The organism is Ensifer sp. GW823-FHT05D09 (assembly GCF_058795755.1).
On the sequence record NZ_JBXAIA010000007.1, the window covers coordinates 226,769 to 243,756 of the forward strand.

At 62.5% G+C, this 16,988-nt stretch carries 20 protein-coding genes; 12 read left to right on the plus strand and 8 right to left on the minus strand.

The annotated features are described in order from the left end of the window. Positions 1-6: 6 nt before the first annotated feature. On the plus strand, positions 7-1,206 hold the full coding sequence (locus tag AC1Q80_RS20595; RefSeq protein WP_492361640.1) for an alanine racemase: 1,200 nt from the start codon (positions 7-9) through the stop codon (positions 1,204-1,206). Positions 1,207-1,216: 10 nt separating this feature from the next. Continuing rightward, positions 1,217-1,978, plus strand: coding sequence for an ATP-binding cassette domain-containing protein (locus AC1Q80_RS20600; protein ID WP_077501498.1), 762 nt, complete (start codon positions 1,217-1,219; stop codon positions 1,976-1,978). Positions 1,979-2,295: 317 nt separating this feature from the next. On the opposite strand, the gene AC1Q80_RS20605 is transcribed toward AC1Q80_RS20600, so the two are convergent. The 4 genes from AC1Q80_RS20605 to AC1Q80_RS20620 all read right to left on the minus strand — a co-directional run bounded on the left by AC1Q80_RS20605 (position 2,296) and on the right by AC1Q80_RS20620 (position 5,830). After that, a complete protein-coding gene (locus tag AC1Q80_RS20605) occupies positions 2,296-3,228 on the minus strand; it encodes a sugar ABC transporter substrate-binding protein (protein ID WP_492361641.1) in 933 nt (310 codons plus the stop codon). Between the two features lie 424 nt (positions 3,229-3,652). Next, positions 3,653-4,303, minus strand: coding sequence for a GntR family transcriptional regulator (locus tag AC1Q80_RS20610; RefSeq protein ID WP_077501495.1), 651 nt, complete (start codon positions 4,301-4,303; stop codon positions 3,653-3,655). 81 nt (positions 4,304-4,384) lie between these two features. Next, positions 4,385-5,320: a 2-hydroxyacid dehydrogenase gene (locus tag AC1Q80_RS20615; RefSeq protein ID WP_492361642.1), complete on the minus strand. Its 936-nt coding sequence runs from the start codon at positions 5,318-5,320 to the stop codon at positions 4,385-4,387. Between the two features lie 105 nt (positions 5,321-5,425). Further along, the gene (locus AC1Q80_RS20620) at positions 5,426-5,830 is read right to left on the minus strand and encodes a VOC family protein (RefSeq protein WP_492361643.1); all 405 of its coding nucleotides are present in this window, start codon (positions 5,828-5,830) and stop codon (positions 5,426-5,428) included. Between the two features lie 194 nt (positions 5,831-6,024). Between AC1Q80_RS20620 and AC1Q80_RS20625 the strand changes: the two genes are divergently transcribed. The 3 genes from AC1Q80_RS20625 to AC1Q80_RS20635 are packed head-to-tail and all read left to right on the plus strand — an operon-like array spanning position 6,025 to position 8,312. Then, positions 6,025-6,981 (plus strand): alpha/beta hydrolase, encoded by a 957-nt coding sequence (locus AC1Q80_RS20625; RefSeq protein ID WP_492361644.1) that lies wholly within the window; start codon positions 6,025-6,027, stop codon positions 6,979-6,981. Between the two features lie 6 nt (positions 6,982-6,987). Beyond that, a complete protein-coding gene (locus tag AC1Q80_RS20630) occupies positions 6,988-7,908 on the plus strand; it encodes a dihydrodipicolinate synthase family protein (RefSeq protein WP_492361645.1) in 921 nt (306 codons plus the stop codon). Next, positions 7,905-8,312, plus strand: a complete 408-nt coding sequence (locus AC1Q80_RS20635; RefSeq protein ID WP_492361646.1) for a RidA family protein — start codon at positions 7,905-7,907, stop codon at positions 8,310-8,312. The genes AC1Q80_RS20630 and AC1Q80_RS20635 overlap by 4 nt, the downstream gene beginning before the upstream one ends. Before the next feature lie 57 nt (positions 8,313-8,369). Here AC1Q80_RS20635 and AC1Q80_RS20640 read toward each other — a convergent pair whose 3' ends face one another. Continuing rightward, positions 8,370-8,978, minus strand: a complete 609-nt coding sequence (locus AC1Q80_RS20640; RefSeq protein ID WP_492361647.1) for a malonic semialdehyde reductase — start codon at positions 8,976-8,978, stop codon at positions 8,370-8,372. Positions 8,979-9,303: 325 nt separating this feature from the next. Here AC1Q80_RS20640 and AC1Q80_RS20645 point away from each other — a divergent pair, with 325 nt between their 5' ends. The 6 genes from AC1Q80_RS20645 to AC1Q80_RS20670 all read left to right on the plus strand — a co-directional run bounded on the left by AC1Q80_RS20645 (position 9,304) and on the right by AC1Q80_RS20670 (position 14,427). Beyond that, positions 9,304-10,242 carry a fumarylacetoacetate hydrolase family protein gene (locus AC1Q80_RS20645; protein WP_492361648.1) on the plus strand — a complete coding sequence of 313 codons (939 nt, stop codon included), beginning with the start codon at positions 9,304-9,306 and terminating at the stop codon, positions 10,240-10,242. A 40-nt stretch (positions 10,243-10,282) separates the two neighbouring features. Next, positions 10,283-11,281, plus strand: coding sequence for an ABC transporter substrate-binding protein (locus tag AC1Q80_RS20650; protein WP_173421351.1), 999 nt, complete (start codon positions 10,283-10,285; stop codon positions 11,279-11,281). A 27-nt stretch (positions 11,282-11,308) separates the two neighbouring features. Beyond that, complete coding sequence (locus AC1Q80_RS20655; RefSeq protein ID WP_209789048.1) at positions 11,309-11,851, plus strand: VOC family protein; 543 nt, start codon at positions 11,309-11,311, stop codon at positions 11,849-11,851. Positions 11,852-12,015: 164 nt separating this feature from the next. Then, complete coding sequence (locus AC1Q80_RS20660) at positions 12,016-12,780, plus strand: ABC transporter permease (protein ID WP_112811892.1); 765 nt, start codon at positions 12,016-12,018, stop codon at positions 12,778-12,780. Then, complete coding sequence (locus AC1Q80_RS20665; RefSeq protein WP_492361649.1) at positions 12,777-13,622, plus strand: ABC transporter ATP-binding protein; 846 nt, start codon at positions 12,777-12,779, stop codon at positions 13,620-13,622. Before AC1Q80_RS20660 ends, AC1Q80_RS20665 begins: the two co-directional genes overlap by 4 nt. A gap of 373 nt (positions 13,623-13,995) precedes the next feature. Continuing rightward, a complete protein-coding gene (locus tag AC1Q80_RS20670) occupies positions 13,996-14,427 on the plus strand; it encodes a GlcG/HbpS family heme-binding protein (protein ID WP_492361650.1) in 432 nt (143 codons plus the stop codon). Positions 14,428-14,504: 77 nt separating this feature from the next. On the opposite strand, the gene AC1Q80_RS20675 is transcribed toward AC1Q80_RS20670, so the two are convergent. The 3 genes from AC1Q80_RS20675 to AC1Q80_RS20685 are packed head-to-tail and all read right to left on the minus strand — an operon-like array spanning position 14,505 to position 16,266. Continuing rightward, complete coding sequence (locus AC1Q80_RS20675; RefSeq protein ID WP_492361651.1) at positions 14,505-15,353, minus strand: HpcH/HpaI aldolase/citrate lyase family protein; 849 nt, start codon at positions 15,351-15,353, stop codon at positions 14,505-14,507. Further along, positions 15,350-15,529 carry a hypothetical protein gene (locus AC1Q80_RS20680; protein ID WP_492361652.1) on the minus strand — a complete coding sequence of 60 codons (180 nt, stop codon included), beginning with the start codon at positions 15,527-15,529 and terminating at the stop codon, positions 15,350-15,352. The genes AC1Q80_RS20675 and AC1Q80_RS20680 overlap by 4 nt, the downstream gene beginning before the upstream one ends. Beyond that, positions 15,529-16,266 carry an IclR family transcriptional regulator gene (locus AC1Q80_RS20685; RefSeq protein ID WP_492361653.1) on the minus strand — a complete coding sequence of 246 codons (738 nt, stop codon included), beginning with the start codon at positions 16,264-16,266 and terminating at the stop codon, positions 15,529-15,531. The genes AC1Q80_RS20680 and AC1Q80_RS20685 overlap by 1 nt, the downstream gene beginning before the upstream one ends. Positions 16,267-16,624: 358 nt before the next feature. Between AC1Q80_RS20685 and AC1Q80_RS20690 the strand changes: the two genes are divergently transcribed. Beyond that, positions 16,625-16,810: a hypothetical protein gene (locus tag AC1Q80_RS20690; RefSeq protein ID WP_492361654.1), complete on the plus strand. Its 186-nt coding sequence runs from the start codon at positions 16,625-16,627 to the stop codon at positions 16,808-16,810. Positions 16,811-16,988: the final 178 nt, after the last annotated feature.

The window sequence follows — 16,988 nt, forward strand, 5'->3', positions numbered from 1 at the left end:
TCCACCATGTTTCTCGACGTTTTGCGCCGCCGCAACCCTGCCTTCATCGAGGCTGCAATGGCCCTGCATCAGCAGGGTAAGATCCCTGCCAACGCCTACGTGCTCGACCTGGACGCGGTCGAACGCAATGCCCGCGTTCTCAGTGACGAAGCGGCTCGATTGGGCCTCAAGACCTTCGCGATGACGAAGCAGGTCGGACGCTCCAGCTCCTTCTGCCGTGCGGTCAAGCGCGGCGGCATCGAACGCGCCGTGGCGGTGGATATGGCTTGCGCGCGGGCAACCCACAATGCCGGCCTGAAGCTTGCCCACCTCGGCCATCTGCAGCAGGTCGCGCGCCATGAAGCGGCAGCGGCCGCCAAGCGCTTCGAACCTGAATACTGGACGGTTTTCAACGACACCAAGGCCGAAGAAGCGTCGGCGGGTGCGAAGGCGGCAGGGCGAACGCAGGGCCTGCTCGCGCGCATTCGCGCCGAGGGCGATACGTTCTATCGCGGCCACGAAGGCGGATACGATGCCAGCGAGGTCGCGGCCGTTGCCGACCGGCTGGATGCGCTTGATGGCGGTCGGTTTGCAGGCATCACCACCTTTCCGGCGCTGCTGTTTGATCTCGCCACCCGCAAGGTTCTGCCGACGCACAACCTTGCCACCCTGTCGAGGGCGGCGGAGGCGCTTGCGAGAGCCGGACGCAAGGACATCGAAGTCAATGCCCCTGGAACCACGTCGAGTGTCATGTTGGCCGCGCTTGCCGAGGCCGGCGCGACGCAATGCGAGCCAGGCAACGGCCTGCACGGCACGACTGCACTGCACGCAATGGAGGACCTGCCGGAAGTCCCGGCGGTGCTCTACCTGACCGAGGTGTCGCACCTGTCGGGTGGCAAGGCCTATTGTTTTGGCGGCGGCTTCTACATCGACCCGGTGTTCCCGCCCTATGACGTCAAGGCGATTGTTGGTGCCGAGCCCACCGCCGCTGCCGCTGCGCTGCGCAGCGTGGAGGTGCCGCCGCCTTCCGCCATCGACTACTACGCGATGATCGACGCGACCGGTGCTGCGGCACCCAAGCCCGGTGACACGGCGGTGTTCGGCTTCCGCGGCCAGGCATTCGTTACCCGTGCCTATGTCGTGGGCGTGTCCGGCATCGCAAAGGGAGAGCCGGTGGTCGAAACAATCGAAAACGGGTTCGGCGAAACCGCCGCCTGGCCGGTTTAGGAGGACGAGCATGACTGTGAATGCAGAAGCCACGCAGAGTGCGCCGGTTCTTCGGCTGCAGGACATCCGCAAATCGTTCGGTGGCATCGTTGCCATCGAGAACTTTTCGCTCGAGGTCTATCCCGGCGAGATCGTGGCGCTTGTCGGTGACAACGGTGCCGGCAAGTCGACGCTGATCAAGATCATCTCCGGCGTTCATCCCCCGACATCCGGAACGATGACGATCGAGGGCGAAACGGTGACCATGTCGAACGCCACGATGGCGCGGGCGCACGGCATCGAGGTCGTCTATCAGGATCTCGCGCTCGCCGATCAGCAGAGCGTGTACATGAACATGTTCCTTGGCCGCGAACCGACAAACCGCTTCGGCCTGCTGGACCGTCGCCGGATGATCGATGAGACCGACAAGCTCGTGAAGGAACTGGATGTTCGCATCCCGTCAGCCCATGCGACGATCCGGGATCTCTCCGGCGGACAGCGCCAGGGCGTGGCGATTGCGCGCGCCACGCATTGGGCAAGCAAGCTCATTCTGCTCGATGAGCCGACGGCGGCGCTCGGGGTTGCCGAAACGGCCAAGGTCGAGGAAATCGTGCAGTCGCTGAAGAGCCGCAACATCGGCGTCCTGATCATCAGCCATAGTCTCGACCAGGTGTTCAAATTGTCGGACCGCATCTGTGTCCTGCGACGCGGCAAGCAGATCGGTGTGCGCGAAACCGCAAAGACCGACAAGAACGAGATCATCGCAATGATAACAGGTCTGCAGCACAGCTAGCCGAAAAGCCGGCAGCGATAAGCAGGGCTGAGCGGATCTCCGCGACGGGTCAGCCAGAATGAGTGCCGGTTGATGACGGGCGCCGTGGTTCGGGCCGCAAGCCGTTCCAGGCTGTGAACGTTGACGGCGCGCGCGGCCAAGCCGCGCATGCAAACAGGGCCCGGCTCGGCCGGGCCCTGTCGATCTTGTGCTTGTCTTCGAAAGACCACGAATGCTTAAAGCATTTCCAGGAAAAGTGCGGAGCGGTTTTCCGTCAGGAAATGCGTAAAAACAGAGACATAGAGCGTTTCTGTGTTTCCGTCTAAATCGGAAACGCTCTAGGGTTGGTAGTCGGCCGGAGCGATGATCTTGCTGAAGTCGTAGGAGGCCACCTTCTCCCGGGTGACCAGCAGCGCCGGCGCTTCGATCCGGCCGAGCACCTTGCCGCCCTCGATCGCGGCCGTGGCTTCGCGCATCGCGTCGCGTCCCATGGACACCGCCGGCTGCAGCGACGCGCAGGTCAGCGTGCCATTGTCGAGTGCTGCGCGTGCCTCGTCGTTCAGGTTTGAGGTGGATACCTTGAACTTGTCCATGGCCTTGGCTTCATCGAGCGACTTGATCGATTCCACCGCCATCGTGTCGGCCGCGGTGAAGATGCCGTGCATGCCGGGATAGGCCTTGGCCCATTCGGCGACAGCAGCGCCGGCATCCTTTGTGCCGCCGGCCTTTTCCGCGACAATCTTGATGTCGGGGAAATCGGCCTCGATCGTGTTCTTGAAGCCGGTGACGCGAAGCTTCGCCCAGATCTCGTCCGGGCCGGCGAAGAGGCCGACTTCGCCCTTGCCGCCAATTGCTCGGCCGAGGCAGATGCCCTGCAGCCGGCCCATGCCGATATTGTCGGCACCGACGAAGGACGTCAGCCGGTCGGACTTCGGCGGAACCGAAAGCGCGATAACAGGGATGCCCTTGTCGATGGCTTCCTCGACGGCCGGTGCAACGGCCACGGCGTCGGCAGCGCCGATGATGATGGCCGCAACCTTCTTGTCGATGAAGCCGCGGATCTGCTCGATCTGCAGTTCGGCCTTATCTTTGGCGTCTCCCTTGATGACGGCGTAGCCCTTCTCCTTGCCCGCCGTTTCGACGCCGTACAACCCGGCCTTCCAGAACGGCGAGGCGAAATAGGGCACCGTCACCCCGATCGTCTTCTGCGTTTCGGCTGAAGTGGGAGTGGCCAGCGCGCCCATGGCGGCGACCGCCAGAACCAACGTCATATATCGTGCATTCCTGCCCATGATTTCTCCTCCAGAACTCGGGTCATGAATTTTGTCGGGCGTTGTGGCGCACCGACCTTTGTGCATTCAATACGGCTATAATGTATGCACAAGTGACGACCGGAATGCAAACACATAAATTTGCACATCTGCAAGTTGGCGCAGGACGGCCAAAAGCCACCTCGAGTGATGCCCTCGACATGCACCGGCAATCGGCCGCGGCGTCAGGAATTCAGGATGACGGGATGAAGACGAACGAAGGCAGCACCGGAACAGGCGCCGTTCGTCGCTGAAGGCAGGCTGAGGCTGCGTTGTCACTCAGCCAGGCAACGCCATGCGTTGACGGGGCAGCCAACCCGCGAAAGACAGCGCAGGCGGGTTCGCCCCGCGACCGGTTCAGGTCTGAAAATGCCTGCGGGCGAGATTATTTGCTGGCTGCTGCCGTAAACCGCCGCATGACGCCGGCGCTCAGGCGGGCATTGTGTTCGGAAAGGGCGGCATAGGCGCCCGCGGCGTCGTTGGCGCGGATGGCGTCGACGATCTTCTGGTGCTCGTCGAGCGACTGCTGCAGCCGGACGTCGGCAGGACCTGCCTGATGCTGGCGGAACGGTGCCAGCCTGACCCTGAGCTCGACCGCCATGGCGGCGATCGTGGTGTTGTGGGCGCCGCGGCAGATCGCGTCGTGGAACTTGCGGTTGATGTCGCGGCAGCCGTCGAGATCCTGATTGCCAACGCATTCGGCATAGAGCCGATGCAGTTCGTAGAGCTGTTCGCGTTCCATGCCCGTCATGCGCTGGGCGGCGAGCCGGGCGCAGGAGGCCTCGATCTCGCATTCGGCCTCGAGCATGTCGGCCATCTGCTCGACATCGATGCGCGCGACGATGCCGCCGCGGCGAGGATTCATCTCGATCAGTCCGCGCGCGCCCAGTTCGCGCATCGCTTCGCGCACGGGCGTTCTCGAGACGCCGAATTTCTCGGCGATCATCTTTTCCTCAAGCTTCTGCCCAGGGGTCATCACACCCTTGGCGATTTCTTCCGCCAGAGCCTGATAGATCTGAGAGGCGATAGTTGTCATGCGCGCAGCTTTCCTGTCTTCACGACATTGAGCGACCTTCAGCCGAAGGTGCTTGGAATCGATTTAATGACAGCCGGGGATTTATGCAAGTTGAGCTGTCAGCGGCCGGCCTTCACGAGCCGCGTCAAGGTTGTGCAAAAGCACGGATATCTGGGCCTCTTCCGCTGCCGGCGAGCGTCCGGCCATGTGCGGCGTGAGGACGACATTGTCGAGGCCGGAAAGTGCCACCGGCAGGTCCGGTTCTCCTTCGAAGACGTCGAGACCGGCACCGGCGATGTCGCCCCGTTGCAGAGCTGAGACCAGCGCGTCGGTATCCACGACCATCCCGCGGGAAATATTGACCAGAAAGCCACTCTGACCAAGCGCATCCAGCACCTGACGGTTGACCAGGTGCCGTGTCGCCGGTCCACCCGGGCAGGCGACGACCAGAAAGTCGCTGACAGCTGCAAGCGCCACCGCGTCGGTCACACGGGGCCAGACGACACCGGGCATGTCTTCCGGCGCTGTGTAAGTGACCGTCATGCCGAAGGCTTCGCCGCGCCGGGCAATGGCCTGGCCGATATTGCCAAGTCCGATCATGCCGAGCCTTGACCCCGATAGCGTCGGGCGGGGCGAACGGATCGCGGCCCAGGCGCCGGCCCGCAGTGCCCGGTCGCGGGCGCAGATGTCGCGCGAGACAGCAAGCATCAAGGCAAGCGCGTGATCGGCAACCGTCTGCATATTGGTGTTCGGCGCATGGGTGACGGACACGCCCTGCTGCCTTGCTGCTTCGAGATCGATGTTTTCGTAGCCGGCACCATAGGAGCAGACGAGATTGAGGCCTGGCAGCCGTGCCATATCGGCCTGCGACAGACCGGTGCTGCCATTGGTCACCACCGCCCAGATGGCGCTGCGCTCCAGTTCCGGCGATCCGCTGCCCAAGCCGTTGGGCAGCGTGATCACATCGTAGCCGCTGGAGAGGCGTGACAGGCATTTTTCGGAAACCGGTATCGAAACCACAATCGTCTTTCTTGCCATGTCAGTCTCTCCAATGCGTTTGTCGTGTCGTTCGGTCATGCGCGCCGGACGATTGTTTCAGCTGTGTGGCGTGCCGCGCCGGAGGCGCGGCCGCGACGGGCCTGATCAGGCGGCGTTGACGTTCTTGACCGCACCCTTCCAGCCATTTTCCGTGACGTCGAAGACGATGCCTTCGGGCATCTTGTACTTGACCTCGTAGAACACGTTCGGGTTGGTTTCCTTGCGGCCGGCCATGTAGGAGCCGCCGGCTGCGCGCACGAGCTGGTCGGTTTCCTCAACGGAGTCGACCCAGACGCCGAAGTGGATGAGGCCGTTATAGTCTTTCTCGGTCTCGAAGCCCGGAACCGGCTCTTCGCCGAAGTTGAGCAGGGCCACGTTCATGATGCCGTCGGTCATGTAGACGCCGCGCATGGCCTGGCCGGCGCGCGTCATGCCGAATGCCTTTTCAAAGAACTGGGCTGCAGCTTCCGGATCCGAAACCGCGATAGCGAGATGGCGCAATTTTGCCATTGGTCAATTTCCTTCTGTCGATGACGGGCGCGACGCGACATGCGGAGCGCAACACGAGATCAAATCGTTTCGTGTATGCAAATATTAATCTGTGTATGCAAAATGGTTGTCAAGTGTGTTTTTGGATGTTATCGAAATGCACATAGACGACGGTGCACGGAAAACCGTCGCTCACAGCAGCTTGGAGGCGCGGGATGAGGTTTGCGGGATTGACGGTCACGGATCAGGCGCGGCTGGACGCCGTCGGCGCCATCTGGAACGACGACCTGGCGACAAGCCGCAAGGTCGTGCTCGACGTCTACCGCCCGCATGTCGAGGCAAGCGTTGTCCGCCAGCCGCTCGTCGAGCATCGCGACATTCCCTATGGCAAAGACGGTGCCCAACGCCTTGATGTGTTCGAAAGCGCTTACGCCTGCGCCGGCGGACGTGCGCGCAACGTCGTCGCCTTCGTCCACGGCGGCGCATTTACGCGCGGTTCGAAGAGCGCCGATGGGCTGATCTACGACAACGTGCTGCGCTGGTTCGCCCGACAGGGCTTCGTCGGCGTCAACATCGAGTACCGGCTGGCGCCGGGGTCGCAGTATCCTGAGGGCGCGCGCGACGTCGCCGCGGCAATCGACTGGATTACCGGATCGATCGCCGATTACGGCGGCGACCCGCAATCGATCCTGCTGATCGGCCATTCCGCTGGCGGCTGCCATGTCGCGGGCTATCTCTATGATCGGGCTGTCGGCCGATTGGCGAGCCCCGCAGTCAAGGGGGCTGTGTTCATCAGTGCGCGGCTCCGGGCCGATCAGTTGCCCGACAACCCCAATGCCGCCAACGTCCGCCAATATTTCGGGGATGATCTCGCCGCCTACGAGCTGCGCTCCCCCGTAACCTATGCGGGCGCGAGCGACCTGCCGGTGCTGGTCGCCGTTGCAGAGCACGAGAACCGCTACATCGATGCCTATGGTGCCGAGTTCGTCCAGCGCCATGCGCTCCGCAAAGGCAAGGCGCCGCGTTTCCTGCAGCTGAACCGCCACAATCACACGTCCATCGTCGCGCATTTCGATACGCGCGAGGAGGAGCTTGGACGCGAGATCGTCCGGTTCGCCCAGCAGGAATGCGGCTTCTTTTCCTGCGGCCTCACCTGTCAAAATCGAAAGTGAAAACCCATGAATCCAGACCTCTTCTCCGTCTACGCTCCCGTCCTGACACCTTTCAAGGCGGACCTGAGCTGCAACACGCCCCGCTTCATCGAGCATTGCCGCTGGATCGTCGAACAGGGCGCGGGGCTCGCGGTCTTCGGGACCAACAGCGAAGCCGCTTCGCTCGCGCTGCGCAAGAAGCGTGAATTGCTCGATGCCGTCGTCCAGGCCGGCATCCCGACGAAGGCATTGATGCCGGGCGTCGGCGCCTGCAGCCTGGAGGAAACCATCGAGCTTACCCGCGCGGCGGTCGATGCCGGGGCACCCTGTGTGCTCGTGTTGCCGCCGTTCTTCTTCAAGCCGCTGACGACGGACGGTCTTGCCCGATACTACGGACGGCTGATCGAGGCGGTCGGCTCCGACCGTCTTTCGATCGTGCTCTATCACATCCCGCAATTCACCGGCGTGCCGATCACCCTCGAGCTGATCGAGACGCTCAGGCGGCGCTACCCCGCCAACATTCTCGGCGTGAAGGACAGCTCCGGCGATCGCGAGACGCTGAACGGCTTTCTCTCGGTTGGCAACGGGTTCCGCGTCTTTCCCGCCTCGGAGATCCTGCTTGGCGAGACCATCGAGCGCGGCGCTGTCGGTTGCATTTCGGCGACGGCCAATGTCAACGCCAAGGCCATGGTCGATGCCGTCTCTGCCACGAGCACGGTCGGGGCCGCACAGGCTTTCGCGCCGATCGCCCCGGTGCGCACGTTGTTCCAGCAGTTCCCGATGATCCAGGCGATGAAGGTCGCCATGGCTCGCCACACCGGCGACGAGACCTGGCGCGCGGTACGTCCGCCGCTGGTGGAGCTCGATCGCCAGGCTGAACAGAAGTTCGTGTCCGCCTGCACCGAGATGGGTTTCAGACCCTGGGCTGCGACGATGGAGCCCGCATGAGCGCGGCGGCTTCCGGGGCTGTGAAGCCGCTTGCCAACTATCCTGATCTCAAGCGGGAAGGCGGGTTGCTTTTCCTGTCCGGCATGAGTGCCCGGCAGGCGGATGGAACCATCGCCGGCGCCGCAAGGGCCTCTGATGGTGCCGAGACTCACGATGTCGCAGAGCAGTTGCGGGTCATTCTGCGCAAGGTCGGCGAAACACTGGCCCGAAACGGCGGAAGCTTCGGCGATATCGTCGATGTCACGGTGTTCCTGACCGACATGCGCCACTACCGGGCGATGAACGACGAATACAATATGTGGTTTGCCGCCGATGGGCCGGCCCGCACCACGGTCGGGGTCAACGAACTGCCGCATCCCGATATGGTCGTGGAACTGAAGGTGGTTGCACGCGCACCGGCCTGACGCTTTGCGACGGTCCAAAAAGCAGCCCCCGACGATGCCGTCGGGGGCTGTTTGCGTTCAAAGGATCCGGCAGGCGTCTTCGAACGACAGGCGGGGGTGCCGGGCAAACAGCTTTGCCGGATCGCCATGACCGAGACCGCAGATGAAGTTCGACTTCAGCCGGCTCTCGCTGAAGAACGTCGCATCGACCACCTTGGCATCGAAACCCGAAATCGGGCCACAATCGAGCCCGAGCGCGCGGGCTGCCAGCATGTAGTATCCCGCCTGCAATGTGGCGTTGCGAAAGGCAGTCTCTTCCACGAGGTGCGGATTGCGCTCGAAGAACCCTTTGCCATCCGTATGCGGAAACAGAAACGGCAGGCGCTCGGCAAAGGCGAAATCGGTCGCGAAGATGGCGACAACAGGGCAGGTCATCATCTTGTCGACGTTGCCGGCAGCCAGCGCCGGGCGCAGCCTTTCCTTTGCCTCTGCCGTCACAAGGTAGGTGATCCTTAGCGGCGAGCAGTTCATGCTCGTCGGCGCCAGGCATGCGAGTTCGTGGATCTGCTCCAGCAGCCTGTGCGGCACCGGACGATCGAGCCAGCCGTTTTGGCTCCTCGCCTCCGTGAAGATTTTCCCGAGCAGGGCGGTGTCGGCCGGTGTGGTTTGAAGGCTTTGATGGTCCATGGGGTCCCCTTCGGACGTTGGTTATCTCTGACGTTGATCGTGTGGTCGCTACGGTCGGCCTGTCGGCCGGTGAGCAGCCGGCGCGCGCTCAGGCTCGGCTAGGCCTTGGGGCCGGCGCGCCCGGAAAATCCCTCGAAAATTGCGTTCTCGGCAGCCAAGACGAACTTGGCCGGACCCGTTCGGTGCCGTCGCTGGACCTGCTCGCCGTTTCCTTTGCGCATTTCTTCGCAACTTTCGCGCCTGTGTGCACCGATGCACTTGACAAGAATACATAATGACGAAATTGTATGCAAGAAGATACCGACAGCATGGAAGGAGACAGCCGGTGGTTTGGCATGCGCTTGGGCAAAGGCTCATCAGGGAAGAAATACGACCGGTCATCGTGACCGAGCACGGGGTCTACGATCTGGATCTGGTGTCGCGCGTCCTGGGGCGGCCGGGCGAGGACTGGAGCCGGTGGCGTGCCGGCGGCATTGCCGCGATGCTGGACGCCTGGATCGACGTCGAACCGGCATTGGCAGCGCTTGCCGACAATCTCGCCGCCAGCGGTCCGAAGTTCGAGCCGCTTGGAACGGGGACGAAGCTTTGCGCGCCCTATCGTCCGAACAGGATCTTTGCTACCGCTTCGAATTATGTCGAGCATGCGCAGGAGATGGGGACGGTGCTAGCGGCGAAGTCCGAGAGTCAGCCCTTCGTCTTCATGAAGGCCGATTCGAGCGTCATCGGCCCCGATGAGGCGATCATCCTTCCGCAGAGGGCAGAGAAGGTCGACTGGGAAGTCGAGCTTGCCGCGGTGATCGGCATCGGCGGCCGCGATATTCCGGTCGACAAGGCGCTCGACCATGTCGCCGCCTATACCGTCATCAACGACATCACCTCGCGCGACCTGACGCGTCGAACCGACTTTCCCTTCAAGCATGACTGGTTCCGCGGCAAGAGCTTCGACACCTTTGCGCCGCTCGGCCCCTGGCTGGTTCCGGCCGATTGCGTCGGCGACCCGCAGGATCTGCGCCTGACGCTCGACGTCAACGGAACCCGCAAGCAGGACGACAGCACCGGCTCGATGATCTTCTCGGTCGCCGAGCAGATTTCCTATCTGTCGTCGATCCTGACCTTGCGTCCCGGCGATCTCGTCGCCACCGGCACCCCCGACGGGGTCGGAATGGGCACAGGAGAATTCCTGAATGCCGGCGACATCGTGACGGCCGCCGTGGAGAAGGTCGGCACCATCACCAATCCGATCAGAGGAGCTCGGATCGATTAACACCCAAACCGCCAGCAATGGCTAAACTGAGGAGGACAGTATGGCTAAAAAGTTTGGAAATTCGCTTCGCCTGGCAGCGCTCGCCGGGGCGCTTGCATCGATGATGACGGCGGCTTCCGCCGCCGAGGAAATCTCGTTCAATATGTCGTGGTTGCCGCAAGGGAGCGTTGGAGGCGTTCTCGTTGCCAAGGCCAAGGGCTTCTTCGACGAAGCAGGTCTCAACGTTTCGGTCTATCAGGGCTACGGCGGTCAGCGCACCGTCAACGAGATCGACCAGGGCCTGTTCGATATCGGCTATGGCGATCCGGTGAGCGTCATTCTCAACCGCGTCAACGGCGGCAAGGCCGTCTTCGTGGGCTCGATCAACACCGTATGGCCGGGCGCGCTTTGCTACATCCAGAAGGATGGTGAAAAGACGCCGGTGCTTGCCGATTTCAGCGGCAAGTCGGTCGGTGGCGGCGCCACGTCGCCGGTCCAGAACATCGTGCCGGCCTGGCTTGAGCAGAACGGGTTGCCGAAGGATCATCTGAAGCTGCTCCGGATGAACCCGGCGGTCATCACCTCGTCCTTCCTCGAAGGCCAGGTCGACCTTGCCGAATGCTGGGAAGGTGCCAGCCTGCCCATACTCCATGAGAATGCGCAGGAGAGCGGCAAGAAGATCGGCATGATCAAGTATCGCGATTTCGGTCTCGACATGTACGGAAGCGGCTTCGTCACCACCGAAGCGATGCTGGCCGAGAAGCCCGAGGTCGTCGACAAGTTCCTCGACGCCTCCTACCGCGGCTACGAATACATGGCCGCGCATCCGGAAGAATCCGCCGACCTGATCGTCAAGCAGTATCCGACGCTGAAAAAGACCGTCGTGCTCAACCAGATCAAGCAGATCAATGCGCTCGTGCGGGATCCACACGCTGAAAACAAGGATCTCGGCTTCGTTCGCGCCGATCGCATGGAAAAGACGATGGGCTTCGTGCGTGAGGCATTCGTCGTCGACGACAGCATCAAGACCGTCGACCTCTACCGCAACATCAGTCGCTGAGGTCGGCCCAAACCTGGGATGAGGAACATGAAGAAGAAGATCAACGTGCGGAAGCTTGGCCACATGGTGCTGATGGTCCGCGACATCCACAAATCCGTCGACTTCTATACCAATGTCGTCGGCCTTGAGGTCTCGGACTGGATCGAGGACAAGATGGTATTCCTGCGTGCGGGCAGCGACCATCACGATCTCGCTCTGTCGCAACTGCCGGCGGATTCGCCGGATCGTGACGACCTGCCGAAGTACACGAGGCCCGGCCTCGAGCACTTCTCCTATCTCGTCGACAGCCTCGAAGACATGGAAGCTGCCGCCGAGATGTTGCAGGAGCGGGGCGTCGAGATCGTCCGCGGTATCGGCAAGCACGGTCCGGGCGCCAACTGCTTCCTCGTGTTCAAGGATCCCGACGGCAACAACTGCGAGATCTACTGCGACATGATCCAGGTCACGGAGGAGAACCCGCATACGCCGCAGGTTTGGGAACGAAACATCGACGCGTTCGACCAATGGCGCTTCAAGCGCTTCGTCGTGCCGCCACCACACCAGGTGGTCAAGGACAAGCAGGGTCAGTGATCCCGGGAGCGTTTCGGCCTCGAACGCAGTGATCGAAACGCTCCGCTTTGTTCGCAAGCATTTCTCTCCGGAAAGCCGTTTCGCTTTTCCTGGAAATGCTCTTGCGCGCCGGCATCGACCGGCGCGCCTCACCACGGATGCCAACTCGCTCTTCGGAGGCTCTCATGCCAGGCGTTAGTTCGCGACTTGCCGCCTATAGCCAAGTCGTCTTGTTTTTCGGTGCTTTTCTACTCTTCTGGGAATATGGCGTCCGATATTTTGAAGTGAAAAGCTACATTCTTCCGCCGATCTCGGCGATCGCCGTCGCGGTCTGGGAGGCGCGAAGCGAAATTTTTGAGAACTCGATGTACACGCTTGCCGAGGTGCTGATCGGTTTTGGCGCTGCCGTCGTAGTCGGCGTCATGCTCGGCATGGTCGTCTATGTCTCGCCCTTTGCCCAGCGCACCATCTATCCGCTTGTCACCGCCCTGCAGACGACGCCGAAAAGCGCGCTCGCGCCGCTGATGATCGTCTGGTTCGGCTACGGCTTCATTTCCAAGGTGGCGATGGCGTTTCTCTTTGCCTTCTTCCCGATCGTGGTCGCGACGCTCGGCGGCTTTGCCGGCACGGCGAAGAACCTCGAGGAACATTTTCGCGCGCTGAATGCAGGCCCCTGGCGCACCTTTACGACGCTCCGGCTGCCAAGCGCCCTGCCGAGCTTCATCGATGGATGTCGTGTGGCGATGCCGCTTGCGATGATCGGCGCGATCATCGGCGAACTCGTCGGCTCCGAGCGTGGCCTCGGCAACCTGATCATGCTGGGAACCGCATCGACGCGCACCGACCTCGTCTTCGGCTGCATCATCGTGATCACGCTGATCTCGCTGGCTCTCTACGCGCTGATCGAATTTGCGGCCAAGTCCGTCTGGTGGCGGGGAATACAGGTATGAACATTTCAGTTCGGGAGGAAAAGATGGTGTCGACAGCCACGGCCGAAGCGCCGCAATCAGGCAGGGTCTTGAACCCGGCGGCGGAAGCTGCCGCCAACCACATCGAGGCACGCGGCCTCAACAAGACCTTCGGCTCGTTCAAGGCGCTGGAAGACATCGATTTTACCATCAAGAACCAGGAGTTCGTGTCGGTGCTTGGCCCGAGCGGCTGCGGCAAGAGTACGCTCCTGCGCATCGTCGCCGGCCTGATCCCCTATGAGAGCGGCTCGGCAACGATCAAGGGTGAGGCAGTGCGGGCACCGCGCCCTGACGTCGGCGTGGTCTTCCAGACCAACAACATGCTGCCCTGGCTGACCGTGCGCCGCAACGTCGAGCTTGGAGCGCGCATCCGCAACATGCCGGCCGATGCGCGTGACGCGGCGGTCGACAAGATCCTCGATGTGCTGTCGCTGACCAAATTTGCCGATGCCCACCCGCATCAGTTGTCGGGCGGCATGCGCCAGCGCGCATCGATCGGCCAGGCGCTGGTCCTCGATCCGCAGATCCTGCTGATGGACGAACCCTTCGGTGCGCTCGACGCGCTGACGCGCGACAAGCTCAATGTCGAATTGCTGCGTATCTGGCAGGAATCGCGCAAGACGGTGATGCTGATCACCCACAGCATCGCCGAGGCCGTGTTCCTCTCCGACCGGGTGCTCGTCATGGCCGATCGCCCCGGCAAGATCGTCGAGGAGGTCACGATCGACCTGCCGCGCCCCCGCAACGCGGCCACCACCCGCGCCATGCCGAAGTTCGGCGAATATGTCGCCTATCTCGGCAAGGTCATGGGCGTCGCAAGCTAGAGCTCCGTGCGTTCGGAAGTACCCATCAAGGACGCACTGGCACTTCGATTTTGTCGCATGTTATCCGTCTTCGGTAATTGCACCGGAAAGCGGGACACTGCTGACCTTTGCAGGTCGATGCGAAGCGCATCTGCGTAGGCGACGCGTGAATAAGAGATAGGGCACTTTTGCGGTTTCGCCTAAACGGAAGCGCAGCAGCGGCTCGATCTTACCCACCTCCCTGAACGATATTTTTGTCCAGGGTGGCGGGTGAGTTGCGTTCGTGATGGCTTACGAAGCGGGCGGATGGCATTCAGGATCCCAACCTGCCTTCCGGCCATCGATTGAAATCTTCCTGCCGGCATGCGCCGGCAAAAATGCGATTGGAACTCTTATGCCCCAACTCACTCTCGATCTTGCCAACGGGATCATCGATGCCGCCTTCGGCGCGGCGGCAAAAGCCCGGATGAAACCCCTTTCGGTCGCCGTGCTCGATGCCGGTGGCCATCTCATCGCGTTTCAGAAGCAGGACGGCTCCTCGATGCTTCGCTTCGAGATTGCCTCGGGCAAAGCCTACGGCGCGCTCGCCGTCGGCATGGGATCGCGCTGGCTGAGCAACACGGCGATCGAGCGGCCGCATTTCGTGCAAGGGCTTTCGGCCGTCTCGGGCGGTCGCATCGTGCCGGTGCCCGGCGGCGTTCTGGTGCGCACGGCGGCCGGCGATCTCATAGGTGCGGTCGGTATCACCGGTGATACGTCTGACAATGACGAAGCCTGCGCCGTCGCCGGTATCGAGGCTGTCGGCTTCGTGGCGGATGCCGGATAGGCGCGCCACCGATCTGAACCTGGCGACCTGATCGCATCGACACCGCCATCGGCTGACCCGTCGGCTTGGTGACGGGATCAACCCGCGGCGCGCGCGAGAAGGGCGCGGGCGCGAGTGACGATGGGCCGGTCGACGAATTTGCCCTCGAAGGTGAAAGCGCCGATCCCGGCCTGGTCGGCCTCGTCTGCGGCCGCGATCAGGCGGCGCGCACGCTCGATTTCTTCTGGCGAAGGCGAAAAGCCTTGATTCAGGAGGGGCACGACACTCGGGTGAATGCAGGTGGCACCATCGAAGCCGAAGTCTTTGGCTTCCGCAATGGCTGCGGCCAGTGCCTGCCTGTCGGCATAGTCGGCGGTACTGCGAAGCAGCCCGAAGGAAAGAACGCCTGCGGCCTTCGCGGCATAATGGATCATCAGCTTCGGCACCCGCAGAACCTCGGGCGTCGGCTGGGCGCCCATCGACGTCGCCAGATCCTCGCCGCCGGCAGACAGCGCAAAGACCCGCGGCCCCGCGGCGATCGACGCGGCGTTCAGCAGGCCCGCGGGGTCCTCGATCAGCGGAGCAAACCGCATCGCCTGTCGGTTTGCAGCCTCTTCCAGCGGCCGCAGATGCGCGTCGAGCCGGTGGAGAACATCGGGCGAAGACACCTTGGGAATGTACAGCGCTTGCACGCCTGCCTTGCAGGCCGCAGCGGCATCGGCCAACATGGCGGGTACGTCGTGGGTGTTGATCCGGACGATGATCTGGGCACCGCCCCGACCAACCATGGCTACGGATCGACCGAGTGCAGCCCGCGCGGCGTCCTTCTCGTTCGCCGCCACCGCATCTTCGAGATCGATGATGATCGCGTCGGCCCCACGCTCGTGGGCTTTTTCGAGGAAGCGGGGCGAACTGCCGGGAACATAAAGCAGCGAACGCATCCTCATTTGGACCGGCCTCCCATAGCCACGGTACCTTCGTCGGCCGACAGATTGGCGGCGCGGAGCATGCCACGGGTGCTCTGTCCAAGCGAAAGCGATGGTCCCGTCTGGGGTTCGGCGAGACCGACATTCACGCCGATGCGGCAGGCAAAGGCGACGCAAGCTTTTGTCGAATAGAACATCAATTCCTCGCTGGCGATTTCTCGCTCTTGAACATCCGCCGCGAAAGCGCCTCGCTTGCGCGGCGTGCAGCCTCGACCGTCACCTCGGTGACGCGACTGAGGTTGTTGGCGATCCGTTCGCGCGGGCCGGACATGTTGACGACGGCGACGATACGCCCCTCGGGGTCGCGAATTGGCGCTGCGACCCCCGCCGCTCCCTCGACCCGGCCATGGAGATTGGCGACATAGCCTTGCCGGCGCGCGGCGCTCACGCGCGCGGCGATGGCTCCCGGGTCGTCCTCGTCGGGGACGGAGAGGCGGAGATAGGCTTCGAGATGCTCGTCCGCGAGGCCGGACAGCAGCATCAGCCCGCTTGCCACGTAATGGGCGACACGCTGGGTTGCAATGTCGCGGTCATAGCGGATCTCCCGCATCGGGAGGACCTTGTTGAGATAGCGAACCTGCCGGTCACCTGTCAGCACGGCGATGAAACCGGTTTCCTCGATTGCAGCCACCGTTTCGCGCAGGATCGGTTCCGCGGCCCTCAGGATCGTGCCCCAGCCGCTGTTTGTTTCCGACGGCTCGCCGGGCAACCGGATCAGCAGATAGCGCCCGTCGGCCTGGCGGGTGACATAACCGGCGTCGACCAACGTGCGCAGCAGCAGGAGCGTGCTGCTTTTCGGCAGGGCGAGCGCTTGCACGGTCTCGACGAGCGAGACAGCATCGCTGCGCGATGCCAACCACTCGACCAGGTCCAAAATTCTCTCCGCGCCTCGGCCGCTCACCGCATTCCTTGTTGTTCAAAATATTGAACAGAGTCCATATGGTGAACCTAAGAGGCGTTGCCGTCCCTGTCAATATCCAGTCGGCTTAGGCAATCTCCTCCCGTAACGCAGACTGCCGGCCCGTTTCGGTTGTTCCGTTCCGTCGGAAGACTTTCAGGGCGTTGGCTGGTGCAATCGAGCCGTGCCGTCATTTCAATCGGCAACAAATCTTGAAATGTCCAATCAAACACTCGCCTCCATTGGCAGGCACGCTCCCTTCCTGCCCGGTCCTCGACCATTCCTGTCGAGCCGCGACGATGACCTGGCCAGTGTTCGAATGAGGAGTGAACAGATGCGTAAGCCTAAACTGACTGAAGAAGCACGCCCGATCCCCGTTCCCGGTTACAAGCCGGTGGCCCTTCCGGCTGTGCGTGCCGCCCACCTGATGCTGAAAAGCAAGCGCGATGCCGACGTGCGCCACGCCCAGAGGACGGCGACCATGCGCATCGTCAACCAGTTCGATCGAGACACCGACTAACGATCGGGCATCTGCCGATTTGCGCTGGCGCAGGCGTCAGCGCCGCCATGGTCCGACAGCCGACGGCTTCCAGCACCATCATTCGGTCCTCGCCGCTCAAATCGGGGTTCACCGAGATAACAGAGCCGTCATAGCGGGCAGGCACATCTCCGCCTCGGAAAGGCCTCCGCAGAAGATC